The organism is Nitrospirae bacterium YQR-1 (genome assembly GCA_039908095.1).
Lineage (GTDB): Bacteria > Nitrospirota > Thermodesulfovibrionia > Thermodesulfovibrionales > Magnetobacteriaceae > Magnetomonas.
Genome location: JAMOBJ010000038.1, coordinates 12,242 through 28,116 on the forward strand (window position 1 = coordinate 12,242; position 15,875 = coordinate 28,116).

Below are 15,875 nucleotides of genomic sequence, written 5' to 3' on the forward strand. Positions count from 1 at the left end.
AAGGGTAGCCTTCAGGCAGACAACTGGGGAAAACACCCCAACCCGCATAGGGAGTGAAAATTGCTCCACTTTGTTACGCCCTTTCAGGTGACATTTTTTACCTTTCGGCTATGTGAGAATTAGGCGGCGGGGAGGGCCGTGGGGAAGGGACCCCAAACCCCGCTAAGGAAAGGTCTGTCAAGCAGTTTACTCCGAACCGTCATTACCATAATCCTCCTGCCGCTGGTTTACAGAAAATGTCGGCTTTGCATACTCTCCCTGGCTTTGTCTGATGCAGCAGCCCGTCTCACGTAGTACCAGTTCACTCAATAAGTCCCTGTTTAATTCAATCCAGTTTGCATAATCAGGGAAACACTTTTTAAATTGTACCAGCAACCATGTTCTTTCATCATCTGCAGCGGTATCCCAAAACTCATCAAGCCAAATCTTTAACCCTGTCTTTGATAAATCCTCATGCGCCACGGCATTGTGAATCTTGTAACGAATATGCCTTTCATTAAACATCTCCCCCAGGCCGCTTAATAACCAGTTTATGTTTATGTTAAAACGCCGCATCAGAGATACCATGAGCTCTGAACCAGGTAACTTTTTCCCCGACTCTATCTCACTTATATACCCCGCAGATGTCTCCAGCTCCTGCGCAAATATACGCTGCGTTAGCTTTTTAGCCTTCCGGATTCTTTTTATCCGGGATCCTATATTTATATTCTCCATAGCGAACATAATTCTTGACAAATATCGCAATAGCGAATATAATTACCCCATGCTTAGTATGTATTCATCTACCATCCACAGGGAAACATATCCACACATGCCGTCTGTTGCATACGCATATTGTAATACCCCACGTTTTTTATGCCATATGCGTGTTACGAACAATCCAAAAAGTCCGGATGGAACTACCATGCTCTCATGTTACATACTCAACAGAGGCTCCGCCGGTTTAAAATTCTTTAGAAGACATTGTGCATGTGGCAAGTATTAAGTATCTTATGAGTTTAATATTACCTTTTATTTTAAAATATTTTGCAGGAGGAGTCAATGAAATTATCAGAAATTACAACATTTTGTTAAAAAAACGGTTAAATATAAGAAACTAAAAGAGAAATATTTTTAAAAGAGTGTATAAAAAGAATGAATATATCAAAACCAATAAAAAAACAAAAGAGGAGTCTTTATGTCTAAAGTAAAAAGATTGCCGGCTAAGGGCACCGCTGAAAAGACGGAGCGATGTGAGGGGAAAGAAAAGCGTGCAGGTGAAGGATACACTGAGATGGAACGAATCAGGTCGGAAATATTTGAGACAGCCGGAAAAATAAAGGCGGCGGTTTACAGCGAATCACAGGGTAGATTTCTTAAGCTCATATTTTTTAAAAGTGTAAAAGACTCCGGCAAGTATAAGAAACTAGGGATGGCCTGGTCAGACTTTTGCAGCTATGTCGGCCACGACAGAAAACGTATAGACGAACAACTTGCCGATCTTAAACCGTTTAACGCAGAATTTCTGGTGGATTTTGCGAATTTTACCGGTCTGGATTACTCAAAGATCAAGTATCTCGGACGCGAGATATCGACACAAAACGCAGAGATAGGAGAGGGCGGCACAATCAAATACGATGGCGTGGTGATACCCATAACACCGCAGCATAAGGATGATATAGAGGCACTTCTTAAACGGCTTGAGGACAAACACAGAGGACGCCGGAGCTCCTGTCGTCTCAGGCACTAGTGCTTGACAATGCCTACAGTCTGATGCGCAGGCTAAGGATGAGTGTCAGGAGAGAGGGTAAAGATGGACAAGCGGTTACTTATGATGTTAACGGAGGCGGCACTTCATATCCCCGGCAGCTTTATAGAGAAGGAGGAGGTGCGAATAGGAAAGATAGCCGTAATAACGTGTGCCGGGTGCATGAAGGCACAGGAGGAGGCAACTTGTTATGAGTTATCGGCCAGGGACATTTATGTATATTGCAGCAAAGAGTTTGAGCAGGAAAAAAGGCAGTTTTTGTGTACAGCACTAAAGTGCCCGTCGTGGTTGCGATGTGCTGAGGAAGGGGTATGCAGGGAGTGTGTGGTGATAGGTGCTTACAAGCGAGGGAGAAAGTTAAGGCGGTAAGATGAGCAGGGGGAAGTTTGATAAACATGCAAAGTTGTGATTCACACTGGCTGCACTCTGTGCAAATTGAGAGTTTGCCGGAAAACCTGAGAGAGATAGCCGAGCTTATAGGTATGAAAAATATGCTTTTAATATTAGAGCATTTTTCAAAACAGTTGATTTACATTCCGGGGAAGGAGCAAATAATTAAAAATGCCAAACGCAAATTCATTCAAAGTAATTTTACAGGCGGCAACCACCGTGAACTTTGCCGCCAAACCGGATACAGCCTGTCATATGTGTATAAAATACTTAAAGAGCCGGATGACAACAGTTGATGATAATTTTACCTGATATTTGACAATTAGCATTAATTTTTATTAGTTTAATGTGTGGCTTTAATTATTAGAATACTGATATTTCTGAGTTTTGCGCTTTTATTCCTTCTGCCTGTATCGTGTGCAGACGGCAGATACAAGGTACGGATACCTAAAAATGAGGAGAGATGCGGTTTTATCAATAATTTATTTGGCCGCAATGATGAGGGAGTCAGGGAATCCGGTGACAAAAGCGTTTTCAAAGCCGCATATCTTGTAGCGCAACTTGAGTACTACGGATACCTTTACAAAGACGACAGGAAAATCATAGTTACCACCTTTGTGGATTTAAACAATCTCAACAGAACGACAAAGTTTGGCAGAATATTGGCTGAGGATACAAGCTCAGAACTTCATAAAAGGGGATTTAAGGTGGCTGATGTCAGGGAGACCGGAACAATTCAAATGGCTGAGAATTTCGGCGAATTCTTTCTCTCCCGCGGTCCGGTTCGTAAAGATACTTATACAAAAGACGTGCTGCCTCAGCCCTCTAAAAAGAAATCTTCTAAGAAGACTAAGAAAAAGTCCTCTGATAAACCACAGGACCCGGCAAGGAAGAGCTATCCTGACACACTGGTTCTTGCAGGCACCTATGAGGTGGGCCCCTGTGATGTGTTTATCAATGCACGGATAATTGACCCCGGGAAGTCGGAAGTCTTAGCAGCAGCCTCCTACAGGCTGCATCTTACAAATGACCTAAGATACCTTTTAAGCCACCCCGATGAGTTAAAAGACAGCAACAGCGGTGTTCAAATCAGGCAGAGAAAAAGATGACAACATGTAGATGTCTAAAGACAGTCGTAGCTCTGATAGTTGTACTTATTGCGGCCACAGGCTGCACTATGTTGGGCCTTGATAAGAAAGCCCCTCCGGCAGGCGCAAAACCCGGCTATCACGAGGGTATGTATGATGTCTTTGACGATCTTGAGGGGGCCGCCAAAGATATGTCAAGAGGGATTCTTACAAACTTGAAGGCTAATTTCTACAGAACCGATACATCAACTATCTCTCCCATACTGATTACCACCTTTGCAGACCTAAACGATTTGTCACAAACCTCCGCCCTTGGACGGCTTTTTTCGGAGATGGTGATGACTGTGCTTCATGCAGAAAATTTCGAGATCATAGAAATGAGAAAGGGCAATGCCATTGATATTGTAAAAAACGACGGCGAATTTATGCTCACAAGGGATCTAAAAGACCTTGTAAAGAAGCATGATGCTAAGAGTGTTATCGTCGGCACATATACCGTTACTGAGAAGTCTGTAGTGTTTAACGGCAGATTAATCGGAATTTCAGATTCTAAACTCTACTCCGCCTGGACAACCCGTCTGGTTCGCACCCAAGAGGTTGACTCTCTTGTAAGGCAAAAGAACCTTTCCGGCTCCTCAAACCATGACAGCGGATACGGCAGGAATTCAAAAAAGAAAAAACAACAACCCGCTAAGGAGACTGACAATGAACCTGTCACGGTATATGAAAGAGTGCCGGCTAATTAGAGCAGGAATAATTATTCTGATGCTTACCGGTTGTGAGAATGTTTCTCTCAGGCCTGATAATTATGATATTTCAATGAAATCATCAACACTGGCCAAGTCTCGGCAAGAGTCACAGCCCTGTGTCAATGCCGTTTATATAGAGCCTAAACAAAAACTTGTCTTTGAAAGCAAGGTTGCTATTTTTAATTTTAAATCTTCAAAAGATGCAAAGGAAATTTCAGAGTATATGGCAGATTATTTACATAAACTGTTCCTTCAAAGAAAGACATTTCGTATCGTTGAAAAAACAGGCCAAGCTATTGACGACTTAAAATATCTTATGAAGTATTCCAAGGAAAACGGCTATAATCTCATCATAGTTGGTGAAATACACAATATAATTTCAGGCGGTGAAACACGGCAGTCGCAAATTTATGCTACCTTCAGAGTTATAGACCCTAAAAGAGAGATTACACTGCTGTACCTTGACAGATGTGAAACATCGGTGCCGAAGAAGGCTTTTTCCATTACAGAGATGAAGAGCTACAATATTGCATCTGCGCTCCCTAAGCAGCTAAGTGCACTTCTTATGACAGAGGTTGCTGATGTAATGGGCTCACACACCTCAGGAAGGTCTCTTTACTAGGTAAGATTTGATTAAGCTGTGACTGTTGTGCTCATATTTTTTCCAGTTGAGGTATATGCTTGAATGATTAAGAAAATAGAAAAAAAAGTTAAAAACACTGAGAGGTTAACTCTTGATGACTGTCTTTTTCTCTTTAACAGTGATGACATTTTTAGTATCGGGCGGCTGGCTGATTTTAAGGCAAAACAACTGCACTCAGGTAAGGTTTATTACTCAAGAAACAGGCACGTGAATCCTACGAACCTGTGTGTAAATCGTTGTAAGTTCTGCTCCTTCAGCCGCTCAATCGGGCAGGACGGAGGCTTTGACTATACAGTGTCTCACATCATTGACATGCTGAAAACCTCCGGCGATTATTTCAGAGAGCTGCATATAGTCGGCGGCCTTCATCCACATCATCCTTTTGAATACTATGTGCAGTTGCTTAAACAAATAAAACTGACATTTCCGCATGTCAGCATTAAAGCCTTTACCGCCGTTGAGATAGACTACATGTCTAAACTAAACGGACTTGGGGTTACACAGACACTGGAAACCCTGAAAAGTGCCGGCCTTGATATGTTACCAGGAGGTGGGGCTGAGATTTTTTCAAGCTCCGTAAGAGACGCCCTGTGCCCTGAGAAAATTCCGGCTGAGGTATGGCTGCATATTCATGAAGCTGCACACACTTTGGGAATCAGAAGCAACGCTACCATGCTCTATGGCCACATAGAGTCGTTTGAGGACAGAGTCCGCCATATGACACTTCTTAGAGACCTACAGGACAAAACCGGCGGTTTTTTTGCCTTTATTCCGCTTGCTTATCAGCCTGAGGGCAAGATTGCCGGCACAGCCACCCCATCTGCAATTGATGACCTCAAAACTATCGCCATAAGCCGTCTGTTTCTCGATAATTTTTCCCACATAAAGGCTTACTGGATTATGCTGGGGAGGAAGGTGACACAAACAGCCCTGCTCTTTGGCGCAGACGATATTGACGGCACCGTGATACAAGAAAAAATTGCCCACAGCGCCGGAGCAAAATCACCAGAGAGATTAACAGTGTCGGAGATCGAATTTTTAATAAAGAAAGCCGGTAAAATCCCGGTTGAGAGAACCGCCCTGTACAGAGAGGTTACACAGTGACGAGGATTTCTAAAAATGAAGCAGTCAAGATTCTAAACTCCGCACCAACTCTTGAGCTTGGTGAGGCTGCCGATACTCTCAGAGCATCCCTTCACCCTGATAGCACTGTCACATTTATAGTTGACAGAAACATAAACTACACCAACGTGTGTGTTAATGAGTGCAGCTTTTGTTGTTTTTTCAAAAAGCCGGATGACCCTGAGGCATATTTAATAACTGATGAAGAACTATTTAAAAAGATAGAGGAAACCATCGCCTGTGAGGGCACACAGATTCTTCTTCAGGGCGGGTTGCACCCGGACCTTGACCTGTCGTTTTTTACCGGATTGCTTAGAAAGATTAAGGATAGATTTAATAAAATCAACATTCACGGGTTTTCCCCTCCTGAGATATGCGATATAGCTAAAAAGAGCGGACTATCAATTAAAGAAACCCTTGCGGAGTTGAAATCAGCAGGGCTGGATTCAATCCCCGGAGGCGGGGCGGAGATTCTCTCAGACAGGGTGCGTGAGGCCATAAGCCCTAAGAAAATAAAATCCGGCTTGTGGCTGGATGTTATGCGGCAAGCGCATAACCTTGGTATGAAGACCACGGCCACAATGATGTTCGGCTCTGTTGAGAGTGTCACAGACATTGTAGAGCATCTCGATGCTGTAAGAACGCTGCAGGATGAAACCGGAGGGTTTACAGCTTTTATCCCGTGGACATTTCAACCTGGGGACTCGGAGCTTGGACGGAAGTCCGAACCGGCAACCGCCGTTGACTATCTCAGAGTGCTGGCTCTTAGCAGGGTATATCTTGATAACATAAGAAACATTCAGGTATCGTGGGTCACACAGGGGCTGAAAACAGCACAGGTGGGGCTGCGCTTTGGAGCAAATGACTTTGGCTCCACGATGATAGAAGAAAATGTGGTAAGAGCCGCAGGAGTTACCTATATTGTAACAAAAGATGATATAATAGATGCTGTAAAGGTGACAGGATTCAGGCCGGCACAAAGAGATACATTTTATAATATTATAAAAAGATTCTGATAAAGAAAGAGGTGGAGATATGTCTTCAGATGAGTTGATATATGATGTTGTAATAATAGGCGGCGGCCCTGCGGGCTTATCGGCGGCTCAGTATGCCTCAAGACTGGCACTAAAAACAGTAGTGCTGGATAAGTCAAAGACAGCGGGGGCGCTTGCCTTTGCCAGTAAAATAGAGAATTACCCAGGCATATCAGCGCCTTTAACAGGCACTGAACTACTGGATATTTTCAGAGAGCAAGCCATCTCCTTTGGTGCTGAGTATGTGGAAACACAGGTAATAGGTGCAATGCTTGAAAGCCCTGTAAAAGAGGTTTATTCCATGGAGGGCACGTATAAGGGGCGTTCCGTAATAATCGCAACCGGTGCAATGGGCAGAAAACCGTCGTTTCCCGGCGAGAAGGAATACCTTGGCAAGGGGGTAAGCTATTGTGCCGTATGTGACGCCGCTTTTTACAAAGACAAAACTGTGTGCATAGTGGGTGAGTCGGAGGAGGCCGTTAAGGAAACTTCCGTGCTTAGACGTTTTACAGATAAGGTGTTTCTTATAGCACAAACAGACAATCCTAAACTCAAAGACAATCCACAGTTAAGCGGACAAAACATAACGGTGCTTTTGAATAAGAAGATTGAGGAAATCAGGGGAAACGAAATCGTGGAAAGTATCGTGGTGGTAGATAAGGGCTCAAATGAGAAAGAGATATTTCCCATGGATGGTGTTTTTGTCTATCTTCACGGGAACTCTCCAATAGTGGATTTTTTAAACTTTGCCGTTGATATCAGCGATGACAGGTGTGTAATAACCAACAGAATGATGGAAACCAACATAGAAGGTGTTTTTGCCGCAGGGGATGTTACCTGTGTAGAGGTCAGACAGGTGTTGGTTGCAGCCTCAAACGGCAGCGTGGCCGCTCTATCGGCTGAGAAATATATCCATCAAAGAAAGAGAAGGAAATACCTCTGGGGCTAACCATAGCCGGTATGTGCTGTCATGGGAGGTATCTGTGACAATGGGGATGATGGTGTTTCTGCGTAATACCAAGTTGCATTCAATAGTCTATAGCAAAAAGCAAAAGTATGTTCTTATTGAATTTATTAAAGAAGAGATTGCCACACCCCCTGTGGGGGTTCGCAATGACGGCATATAGCTGTTTTTACTGTGTTTTTTTATTCGTCATTGCTAGGAGCGATAGCGACCATGGGAGTCCCCTTCAGGGGAGGGCAATCTCAACCACTAAAAATAATGAACGGAATTATGGTTTTCGCTATAACTTCATTGGTTTCGTCAAAAGCTCCTCAGCGTACTAAAAGTACGCCTGCGTCGCTTTCTCCCAGCCGCCTTGTTATACTTCTGGCTGCACCTTGGTATAAACGCAATTTTTTTATTTTTAGCTGCTGCTGCAGGTAACATCTGCAGGGTCTCTAAGATTGTCTCGGACTTGTTGACCTGACTTACCCCCCGCTCCAGCAGGTTTTCAGCTCTGTCAATATTATAATTTATCCGCCCTGTCACCTGATTATAAGTTTCTATAAAGGACTCAAACTCCGGCGGCACTTCCTGTGCCACAAGGGGCACAAACTTGCCGCCTTCTAGCGTCGAGAGCGCCCTCTGCATCTTGTCTAAGGTCTTTAAGAATCCATAAGAAAACAAATATCCCACAAAAACAGTACTAACAAGTAACACTATAAAAGCTACAAAAAAAGGCGTTTTACCTTTTTTCAACGACAGATTAACATGATTTCTTTGCCGATATGAAAGGTCCGAAATGATTTTTTCTATTTTCCTTGCATTCATCCTCATATCATGTAAAATCTCATCCTGTCTTTTGAAGTTATCCACAATTTCATTAAATGTACTTTGGTACTGCTTTATTGTATCGGCAACACCAGGCTGCAATTGTTCCTTCAGTAACTTCTCTGAAATTAAATCTACCTCTTTGGCGGCACTTTCCTCTTTATATATGATAAAGTTTTTTTCAGAACGTCTTAATTGCAGAACCAACTCTTTATTTTTCAAAGAACTCTCTATTTCCCTGCCAACCGGCCTGATATCTTCCACAAGAAGCGCCCTTTCATCCATATTACCCATAGAGGAGTGAAAGCTCTCCTCGTACTTGTTGACAACAGTTGTCAGCTCATCTCTGGTTTCATTGCCCAGAGTATCCGCTAAGTCCTTATCTATTTCCCTGAGTTTTTTTCTGAGGCTTTTGATATTATCGTGAAATAGTTTAAGATGTTCCTTTTCCCTGTTAAAAATAAGAACATTTTTCTCGTACCTTCTAAGCTCAAGCACTATAATTCCAGCATCGTCAATTGCCTCTATAACCTCAAATTTCTTGTATAAATCATCAACCTTTTGAAGCTCAAGTGTGATGAGGACAAAGGCAAAAAACACAGGAAACACCATATTTATTATGACCCGCTGCCAGAGTTTAAATGTCATACAATCCTATTTATACCGGGAGCAGTCAAAAGAGTAACGAGGCGGCTAAGCGACATCTCCCTTCATAGGGAATTCCCCTTTATGGGAGACGTCAAGGAGCTTCCGACGATGCCGACAAAGTTAATCGAATGAATGCAACTTGGTATTATATCCATTTCTTTAAGTAACCCACATCCTATTGTACAATAAATAAGCGCAAAAAAACCTGCCGGCTAAAGCCATGCCGGCAGGTTTCCATGGCACTTTGTCCTTTCCCTTATTTGTCCAATACAAGCACAACAGGGCAGCCGGATGATACAGGCGTTGATGAGTACTGAACCGTGCGTGCGGCGTTGGAGGGAGATACGATCTGATGAATACTCCTTGTGGGTGTGGGCACTATAAGCAGTGACACTTCCTTTTCCGTGTCCTTTATGAAATCTATTACTTCTTCAATTCCACCCCTGTAAACACTGAAATCAGCCTTGATGCCCTCATTGCTGCAAAACTCTTTCACTTTTTCAAAAAACGACTTTGATTCGGCTTCCATTTTACTCGTTACACTGCCGGCTGTCCCAAACTCATACATGTGCAATGCAGTTTGCTCCGATAACGACAGCTCAGGGATAATTCCAGCCACCGTGAAACCTGTTTTTAACTCCGCTGCTCTCTGACTTCCATAAAGTATCGAATGTTTGTACGGCATTCCCGGGTAAACTATTGCTGTTGTCTTTTCCATTGTTTTTCTCTCCTTAGTTTTTTTTATAAAGTTTAATATTCCGTCAATTTGTTTTTATATAGTTCTTGCGGCCGCCGCTCTCTCTGCCGCTTTTTCCATTTTTATACCCTGAACCATCTTTACAATGATAAGCAGACTTAGTGCACATGCCGAACCCAGCATAAGGTACCCGGAGTAGTTATTCCAGGTTTTATCAAGCATGTATGCGCTCTGAATAATATCACTCTGTGAGGCTACCCATGTCTTTACGGCTGCCTTATTCATCACCGCCCAGTCCTTTATCGCAGCTTTATCCGTCAAACCGGTTTCCACTTTTATCCACTTATTGAGCACTCCCTCGTATGTGAATTTATAACTTGAGGCTATGTGCTTAAATACTACCGACACTCCGGCCAACAGCATTGTAACTGCAAAGTATAACCTGATTATCAAGCCCTTTACATATTTGGTTGCAAGAGTACCAAACTGCGCTCCGACTGCCGCACCCAGAAGCATTACGATTGCCGCTACTATCTCCACACGTCCCTTCATCGCATATGAAAACGCTCCGTATGCCCCTGAAATCATTACCTCAAAAAGGTCGGTACCGACCGCCACAGTAGTAGGGCACCCCAGTACATAGATAAGTGCAGGCATTCTTATAAAGCCGCCGCCGACACCCAAAAATCCTGCTAAGAATCCTGTAAATATTGCCACACCGCCGATTGCCCATAAAGATATAGTAATGCCTGAGGTCTTAAGGTGAATCATCGGCCTCAGTTTCAATGTCTGAATCTTTGTTGCAAGCCCGGATACGTTTCCGTCTTTTACCTCATGCGAACCGCTGCCGCCTCCGGTAAGTTTAAAGTACTCATAGAGCATATATGAGCCGAGGCCAAAGAGTAATATCATATATACAAATCTAACGATTGGCCCGACCCGCCCTATCTTTTCAAGATACATTATTAACGTTGCTCCACCCTCTATTCCAATTGCTGTAAATATGACCATTATAATGCCCAGCTTCAAATCCACGTTGCCAAGCTTTCTGTGCTTTATCGTGGCCACTATTGACTTACCGGCAATGTGTGCCATGTCGGTACCTATCGCATATGCCATCGGAAAACCAAAAACATTCAGTGCCGGTGTTACCATAAAGGCGCCCCCTACCCCAAAGAACCCCCCTATTACACCTACTGTTAAACCTATCAAAACCAGCTGCCATGCCATTATCTCCACTCCGGCTATAGGTAAATATAACTCCATTTGTTTATCCCTCCGTTTCGCTTTTCACTATGACTTAGTGATGAATTTCGATCTTGTTTGATTTTATACCCAACATTTTAAAAAACACCTCAATTGACGCCCCTATCAATGCGCCAAGCCCTGACATTATTAACACTGTTACTACTCCAAACCATACATGGTTAGTCTTGTTGAGCTCCACGAGCCAGTTGATCAAATTATCCATTTAGTTCACCTCCTTTGTTTAAGTCTTTTTATTTTTCAGCTTCCGTTTTGTTCATCTCTCTCATGTATCCGCTTTTAATATATCAAAGAGCGTGCCAGATCAATTTATGCTTATTTGTCAAATAGTTATGCTTGAATCGTATTATTTTCTGAAACTCAGGCCGCAGCGTATTATTGCACCACTTATGATATAAACAAGAGCAAAACCTTTGAAAAACGGTAGCTTAGCGGTTTTAATACTGGGTTTTAGTGTTGGATGTTGATTACTCTTGCATGCAAGAAATCACTGCACATAGAGAGTGTTGATGACCTTATTGCTTATGATTTTACCTGATATAGAGCCGATTTTGTTTGTGTTTGATGCTCCCAAAACCAAAAGGTCGTACTGTGAGGCGGCGTTTAACAGCTCACGGTAAGCATCTCCCGACCTTATAACAGATTGAGCTGAGGTGTTTATAATCTTAAGAGCTGAGGACAGAGTTACCCTGGCGCGCTCTGAAAAATCCTTTTCAAGTTGAGTAATTCTTCTGTCCATAGAGGGCGCCTCGCTTATGTAGCCGTAGTTCATAAGTATGGAAGCCGTATCGGGTATCACATTTATAAGGGTAATGCCTGCGCCTGTTTTTTCGGCCAGAAATGCGGCAAATGTGGCTGCCTTGCGTGACGATTCAGAGTTGGTTACAGCAACAAGCATGTTTTTTATCTCCGCCTCTCTGTTTACCAGCAAAACCGGCACCTTTAGACTGCTCACCACGTTTTTACACATCTGAAGGGCAATCTCCGATGCCGGCCTTCCAATTACAACTAACTTTACCACCCCGTTTTCATGGACATAATTAATTATTTCGGTGTCGGCAATCCCATAGGAAATGATACCCTCTATGTGGCAACCCATTGCTTTAGCCGTTATAAATGCACTATCTAAGACTGATTGGCCCTTTACCTGCAGTTCCTTGTCAACCATTGCCTTTATGCCGCCGTAGTGGGTTAACTCCGGTGAGTACTCACCCCCCGTGTTTACAAACATGGCCATTACGTAGTAGCGGAGTGTTTTGGACAGATGCACGGCTGTAGCCAGTGCGCTGCCGGCGGCGGGTGTGTCGTCAAGCGGAACAAGTATTTTCATGAGTCCTTCAAGTCGTTTATATTAATTGAGAAATCTTTGATTTTTTGTTGAAGGCTTTGTCTGTGTATGCTTAATACTCTGGCAGTCTGGGAAATATTGCCTGAACACTGCCTCAGGGCAGAGGATATAAGAAGCTTTTCGTAATTGTCAACGGCAGTTTTAAGCGGTTTATCTATTGTTGTAACAGCCGGAGGCTTTATTTTATTTAACCGGATTTTCTGCGGGAGATCGTTTAAGGTTATCTCATTGGTATTGGTAAAGGATATAGCGTATTCGATGGTGTTTTCCAGTTCTCTGATGTTTCCGGGGAAATCATATCCTATGAGAGCCTCAACAGCGTCCTGTGTAAACCCTGTGATTTTAACACCTCTTCTTTTATGAGAGTATTTTTGAAGAAAATGCCGTGCAAGTATGGGTATATCCTCGCGCCTTTCCCTAAGCGGAGGCAAATGTATAGAGATAACATTAAGCCTGTAAAACAAGTCTTTCCTGAATGTTCCCTCAGACATAGCCTTTGCCAGGTCCCTGTTTGTTGCCGCTATGAATCTCGTATTAACTTTTTCATGGTGTGGGCTTCCAACCCTGTTAAACTCACCCTCCTGAATGACCCGCAGAAGTTTAACCTGAAAGTCGGGGTATGTCTCTCCTATTTCATCAAGAAAAAGAGAGCCCCCTGCGGCATGTTCCAGAAATCCGGTTTTATCTTTAACCGCTCCGGTAAAAGCTCCCTTGACATGTCCGAAGAATTCCGACTCAATCAGTTCACTTGATACAGCCCCGCAGTTGACCGCCACAAAGCGTTCATTTCTTCTCTGTGAGTTGTAATGAATAGCCCTGGCCACCAGTTCTTTCCCTGTACCGGACTCACCGGTTATGAGCACATTGCTGTCGCTTCCGGCAGTTTGTCTTATGATTTGAAACACTTCCTCTATTTTTTTACTTCCGCCTATTATATTTTCAAAACCAAAGGATTGGCACAGCTCGGCTCTGAGATAGTTTATCTCGGCAGTCAGGGTGACTTTCTCAAGCGCACGCTTTAGCGTTATTCTTACCTTATCCAGAGACAGCGGTTTAGTTAAATAGTCATATGCTCCGTTTCTTATGGCTGTTACCGCCGTCTCGATTGTGGCAAATCCGGTTATTACAATTATCTGAATTGAGGGCAGTCTCTCTTTGATGTGTTTGATGAGATCAAGGCCGTCCATATCAGGCAGCTTTAAGTCAACAAATGCTACATGGAACTCCCTTTCTGCGGCTGCACTGAGTGCCTGAGCGCCTGTGTTATATGAGCACGCATTGTAGCCCTCTTTTGTAAAAAGCATCTCAAGCGATCTGCAGATGCCGATTTCATCATCAACTACAAGTATTTTCATCATATGTTTTTAAGGGTAATTGTACTGTAAAGGTTGTCCCCTGACCTAAAGAACTCTTTACCGTTATTCCGCCGCCGTGGCGTTGTATTATTTTTCTCGTTAAAGCCAATCCTATGCCGCTGCCCCCGCTTTGCTCCTTTGTCGTAAAAAATGGTTCAAAAATCCGAGAATGGTTTTCCGCGGAAAACCCATGGCCTGTGTCTGATATGGTAATTATAGCATAATTTCCGGAGATATTGCCGGAGACTTCTATCCTTCCGCCCTCAGGCATAGCCTCATAGGCATTGGACAGCAGATTTATCATAGCGTTTTGAATCAACAGGTTATCGGCTGTGATTTCATCCGGAAGTTCATCTATGTTTACCGTTAACGCTACATTTTTCCCGGTATTTTGCTTGCTTACAATTTCTGTGACCTCAGGGATTATCTCTTTCAGGTTTATACTGCGCATGTGTAATTGTTCTTTTTTTGCAAATGCCGTAAGTTTTTCGATTATCTGGTTACATCTTTGGAGTTCACCCAGCATGAAAGAAACATTTTCCTTTTTAGTATCTCCCTCAGGGAGTTCCTCGTAAAGGAGCCCGAGCATCATGCTAAGGGACGACATGGGATTATTTATTTCGTGAGAAATCTCAGAGGCAAGGAGTTTCATAGCGGAGGCCTTTTTAGCTTCAACCAATACATCCTGTTTTTTTAGTATTTCAGCATTTACAACCTCCAGCTCACGCAAGGCTCTGTTTAGTTGTTCTTTTGATGTTTCCACCTGCCGTACCGTGCTGTTATATACCTCAATGAGTGAGATTAACTCATCGGGGCCGTCAATGTCAAAAATCTTTGCATACTGCCCCTTGCCAAGCTTTTCAAATGATTTTTCCATTGCTTTAAGCCATGAGATTAATTTTCTTGAAAACAAGTATCCAAGCCCTGACAAAGCTGTGATTAGAAAAATAAACGAGGTCGTAAAGGAAGTTTTAATCTTTTTAAATTCTTCGTCTATATTTTTACGTTCAGCGAGTTTAATCTTAACAAACGGTGCTTCAATTTCTCTTGCAAGCACTCTAACTTCTTTGATTTGTTTGTTGTAGTTCGAGCTTGAGATTTCTTTATTGAAAATTATATGGTTTATCTTATTTTCATAATCAGAGAGGTTTCTAAGGAGTGTTTTGTAGGTGCTCTCACCGACGTCGTTAATAATCTCCTGCCTGATATCCACGATTTTTCTTTTCAGCACTTCAAGGTTCTCATAAAAAAGTGATACGCTTTCTTTTTCATTAAACAGTAAAATGTTTTTTTCGTAGCGGCGGATCTCAAGGAGTGTCATGTTAATGTCATCGGAGGTTTCTATGAGACGAATCCTATGATAAGCGGCCGTAAAGCTCTTAAGTTGGTAAAGAATAAACACCGCCGTCAACGTTATCGGTATAAGGAGGCTTATCAATACCCTCTGATGTATTTTAAGCTGCATAGCCGTGAATTCCCCGCACAGTGTATTATATAATATGTGCGGATTTTTTTGGTTTACAGCCGGTAAGAATTCTATTCAGAAACTCGTAGGGTGTACCACTCCAAAACAAGGCTGATATCAGAACGTTCGTATCAAGAACTATCCTCTTCAGTGGATACCTCTTGAGGTGTGTATTATATTTTCAATGTCAGAGGCTGTTAAATTTTTAAAACCCTTTTCAAGTGCAAGCCCTTCTGCATAAGTGTATATTTCAGTTTCCTCAACCGGAATCAATATTACCTCAAAGACATTACCCACCTCCTTTGCAGTATCAGCAGGAAGTGACAGGTGTCCATCAGGCAAAACCTTACTTATAAATCTCTTTACTGTTGTTGACATATCTTAAACTCCTTTTTAAAATATATTACCTTGCTCATCCCGGCCCCGTCAAGCAACATTTCTATTATTGCCTTTGTAGTTGCCTTTGTAGTTAACTGCTATGTTGAAATGTCAAGCCTTCTTTTTTTTCTTTTCTAAATTTTCTCCAAAAATTTAGTAGTAGAGCCTGTG

The 15,875-nt window shown here is 42.8% G+C and carries 19 protein-coding genes; 10 read left to right on the forward strand and 9 right to left on the reverse strand.

Features of this window, described 5'->3' with window-relative positions; translation table 11 throughout:
- Positions 1–186: 186 nt before the first annotated feature.
- Positions 187–714, reverse strand: a complete 528-nt coding sequence (locus H7844_14170) for a helix-turn-helix domain-containing protein (GenBank protein MEO5358426.1) — start codon at positions 712–714, stop codon at positions 187–189.
- Between the two features lie 463 nt (positions 715–1,177).
- Here H7844_14170 and H7844_14175 point away from each other — a divergent pair, with 463 nt between their 5' ends.
- The 10 genes from H7844_14175 to H7844_14220 all read left to right on the forward strand — a co-directional run bounded on the left by H7844_14175 (position 1,178) and on the right by H7844_14220 (position 7,900).
- The gene (locus H7844_14175; GenBank protein MEO5358427.1) at positions 1,178–1,729 is read left to right on the forward strand and encodes a hypothetical protein; all 552 of its coding nucleotides are present in this window, start codon (positions 1,178–1,180) and stop codon (positions 1,727–1,729) included.
- A 63-nt stretch (positions 1,730–1,792) separates the two neighbouring features.
- Entirely contained in the window at positions 1,793–2,116 is a 324-nt protein-coding gene (locus H7844_14180; protein MEO5358428.1) for a hypothetical protein, read from the forward strand.
- Positions 2,117–2,142: 26 nt separating this feature from the next.
- Positions 2,143–2,433, forward strand: coding sequence for a hypothetical protein (locus tag H7844_14185; GenBank protein ID MEO5358429.1), 291 nt, complete (start codon positions 2,143–2,145; stop codon positions 2,431–2,433).
- 54 nt (positions 2,434–2,487) lie between these two features.
- Positions 2,488–3,246, forward strand: a complete 759-nt coding sequence (locus tag H7844_14190) for a FlgO family outer membrane protein (GenBank protein ID MEO5358430.1) — start codon at positions 2,488–2,490, stop codon at positions 3,244–3,246.
- The gene (locus H7844_14195; protein ID MEO5358431.1) at positions 3,243–3,971 is read left to right on the forward strand and encodes a FlgO family outer membrane protein; all 729 of its coding nucleotides are present in this window, start codon (positions 3,243–3,245) and stop codon (positions 3,969–3,971) included. The genes H7844_14190 and H7844_14195 overlap by 4 nt, the downstream gene beginning before the upstream one ends.
- Complete coding sequence (locus H7844_14200) at positions 3,931–4,596, forward strand: hypothetical protein (GenBank protein ID MEO5358432.1); 666 nt, start codon at positions 3,931–3,933, stop codon at positions 4,594–4,596. Before H7844_14195 ends, H7844_14200 begins: the two co-directional genes overlap by 41 nt.
- A gap of 63 nt (positions 4,597–4,659) precedes the next feature.
- Complete coding sequence (gene mqnE, locus H7844_14205) at positions 4,660–5,721, forward strand: aminofutalosine synthase MqnE (protein MEO5358433.1); 1,062 nt, start codon at positions 4,660–4,662, stop codon at positions 5,719–5,721.
- Positions 5,718–6,755: a dehypoxanthine futalosine cyclase gene (mqnC, locus tag H7844_14210; GenBank protein ID MEO5358434.1), complete on the forward strand. Its 1,038-nt coding sequence runs from the start codon at positions 5,718–5,720 to the stop codon at positions 6,753–6,755. The genes mqnE and mqnC overlap by 4 nt, the downstream gene beginning before the upstream one ends.
- Before the next feature lie 19 nt (positions 6,756–6,774).
- Entirely contained in the window at positions 6,775–7,722 is a 948-nt protein-coding gene (locus H7844_14215) for an FAD-dependent oxidoreductase (protein ID MEO5358435.1), read from the forward strand.
- Between the two features lie 34 nt (positions 7,723–7,756).
- Entirely contained in the window at positions 7,757–7,900 is a 144-nt protein-coding gene (locus H7844_14220) for a hypothetical protein (protein MEO5358436.1), read from the forward strand.
- A 137-nt stretch (positions 7,901–8,037) separates the two neighbouring features.
- Here the strand turns inward: H7844_14220 and H7844_14225 are convergent, their stop codons facing one another.
- The 8 genes from H7844_14225 to H7844_14260 all read right to left on the reverse strand — a co-directional run bounded on the left by H7844_14225 (position 8,038) and on the right by H7844_14260 (position 15,704).
- Entirely contained in the window at positions 8,038–9,195 is a 1,158-nt protein-coding gene (locus tag H7844_14225) for a hypothetical protein (protein ID MEO5358437.1), read from the reverse strand.
- Positions 9,196–9,451: 256 nt separating this feature from the next.
- Complete coding sequence (locus H7844_14230; GenBank protein ID MEO5358438.1) at positions 9,452–9,913, reverse strand: hypothetical protein; 462 nt, start codon at positions 9,911–9,913, stop codon at positions 9,452–9,454.
- A 54-nt stretch (positions 9,914–9,967) separates the two neighbouring features.
- Positions 9,968–11,158: a sulfite exporter TauE/SafE family protein gene (locus tag H7844_14235; protein ID MEO5358439.1), complete on the reverse strand. Its 1,191-nt coding sequence runs from the start codon at positions 11,156–11,158 to the stop codon at positions 9,968–9,970.
- A 34-nt stretch (positions 11,159–11,192) separates the two neighbouring features.
- On the reverse strand, positions 11,193–11,363 hold the full coding sequence (locus H7844_14240; protein ID MEO5358440.1) for a hypothetical protein: 171 nt from the start codon (positions 11,361–11,363) through the stop codon (positions 11,193–11,195).
- A 282-nt stretch (positions 11,364–11,645) separates the two neighbouring features.
- Positions 11,646–12,488, reverse strand: a complete 843-nt coding sequence (locus H7844_14245) for a universal stress protein (protein ID MEO5358441.1) — start codon at positions 12,486–12,488, stop codon at positions 11,646–11,648.
- A complete protein-coding gene (locus H7844_14250; protein ID MEO5358442.1) occupies positions 12,485–13,864 on the reverse strand; it encodes a sigma-54 dependent transcriptional regulator in 1,380 nt (459 codons plus the stop codon). The genes H7844_14245 and H7844_14250 overlap by 4 nt, the downstream gene beginning before the upstream one ends.
- A complete protein-coding gene (locus H7844_14255) occupies positions 13,842–15,326 on the reverse strand; it encodes a HAMP domain-containing histidine kinase (protein ID MEO5358443.1) in 1,485 nt (494 codons plus the stop codon). The genes H7844_14250 and H7844_14255 overlap by 23 nt, the downstream gene beginning before the upstream one ends.
- 147 nt (positions 15,327–15,473) lie before the next feature.
- Positions 15,474–15,704 (reverse strand): hypothetical protein, encoded by a 231-nt coding sequence (locus tag H7844_14260; GenBank protein MEO5358444.1) that lies wholly within the window; start codon positions 15,702–15,704, stop codon positions 15,474–15,476.
- Positions 15,705–15,875: the final 171 nt, after the last annotated feature.

Bases quoted from the DNA above. Each gene is read 5' to 3' on its own strand.
- mqnE (MEO5358433.1), top strand. From the start codon at position 4,660: ATGATTAAGAAAATAGAAAAAAAAGTTAAAAACACTGAGAGGTTAACT.
- H7844_14175 (MEO5358427.1), top strand. From the start codon at position 1,178: ATGTCTAAAGTAAAAAGATTGCCGGCTAAGGGCACCGCTGAAAAGACG.
- H7844_14235 (MEO5358439.1), bottom strand. From the start codon at position 11,158: ATGGAGTTATATTTACCTATAGCCGGAGTGGAGATAATGGCATGGCAG.
- H7844_14195 (MEO5358431.1), top strand. From the start codon at position 3,243: ATGACAACATGTAGATGTCTAAAGACAGTCGTAGCTCTGATAGTTGTA.
- H7844_14180 (MEO5358428.1), top strand. From the start codon at position 1,793: ATGGACAAGCGGTTACTTATGATGTTAACGGAGGCGGCACTTCATATC.
- H7844_14260 (MEO5358444.1), bottom strand. From the start codon at position 15,704: ATGTCAACAACAGTAAAGAGATTTATAAGTAAGGTTTTGCCTGATGGA.
- H7844_14185 (MEO5358429.1), top strand. From the start codon at position 2,143: ATGCAAAGTTGTGATTCACACTGGCTGCACTCTGTGCAAATTGAGAGT.
- H7844_14215 (MEO5358435.1), top strand. From the start codon at position 6,775: ATGTCTTCAGATGAGTTGATATATGATGTTGTAATAATAGGCGGCGGC.
- H7844_14250 (MEO5358442.1), bottom strand. From the start codon at position 13,864: ATGATGAAAATACTTGTAGTTGATGATGAAATCGGCATCTGCAGATCG.
- H7844_14200 (MEO5358432.1), top strand. From the start codon at position 3,931: ATGAACCTGTCACGGTATATGAAAGAGTGCCGGCTAATTAGAGCAGGA.
- H7844_14230 (MEO5358438.1), bottom strand. From the start codon at position 9,913: ATGGAAAAGACAACAGCAATAGTTTACCCGGGAATGCCGTACAAACAT.
- H7844_14240 (MEO5358440.1), bottom strand. From the start codon at position 11,363: ATGGATAATTTGATCAACTGGCTCGTGGAGCTCAACAAGACTAACCAT.
- H7844_14225 (MEO5358437.1), bottom strand. From the start codon at position 9,195: ATGACATTTAAACTCTGGCAGCGGGTCATAATAAATATGGTGTTTCCT.
- H7844_14170 (MEO5358426.1), bottom strand. From the start codon at position 714: ATGGAGAATATAAATATAGGATCCCGGATAAAAAGAATCCGGAAGGCT.
- H7844_14255 (MEO5358443.1), bottom strand. From the start codon at position 15,326: ATGCAGCTTAAAATACATCAGAGGGTATTGATAAGCCTCCTTATACCG.
- H7844_14245 (MEO5358441.1), bottom strand. From the start codon at position 12,488: ATGAAAATACTTGTTCCGCTTGACGACACACCCGCCGCCGGCAGCGCA.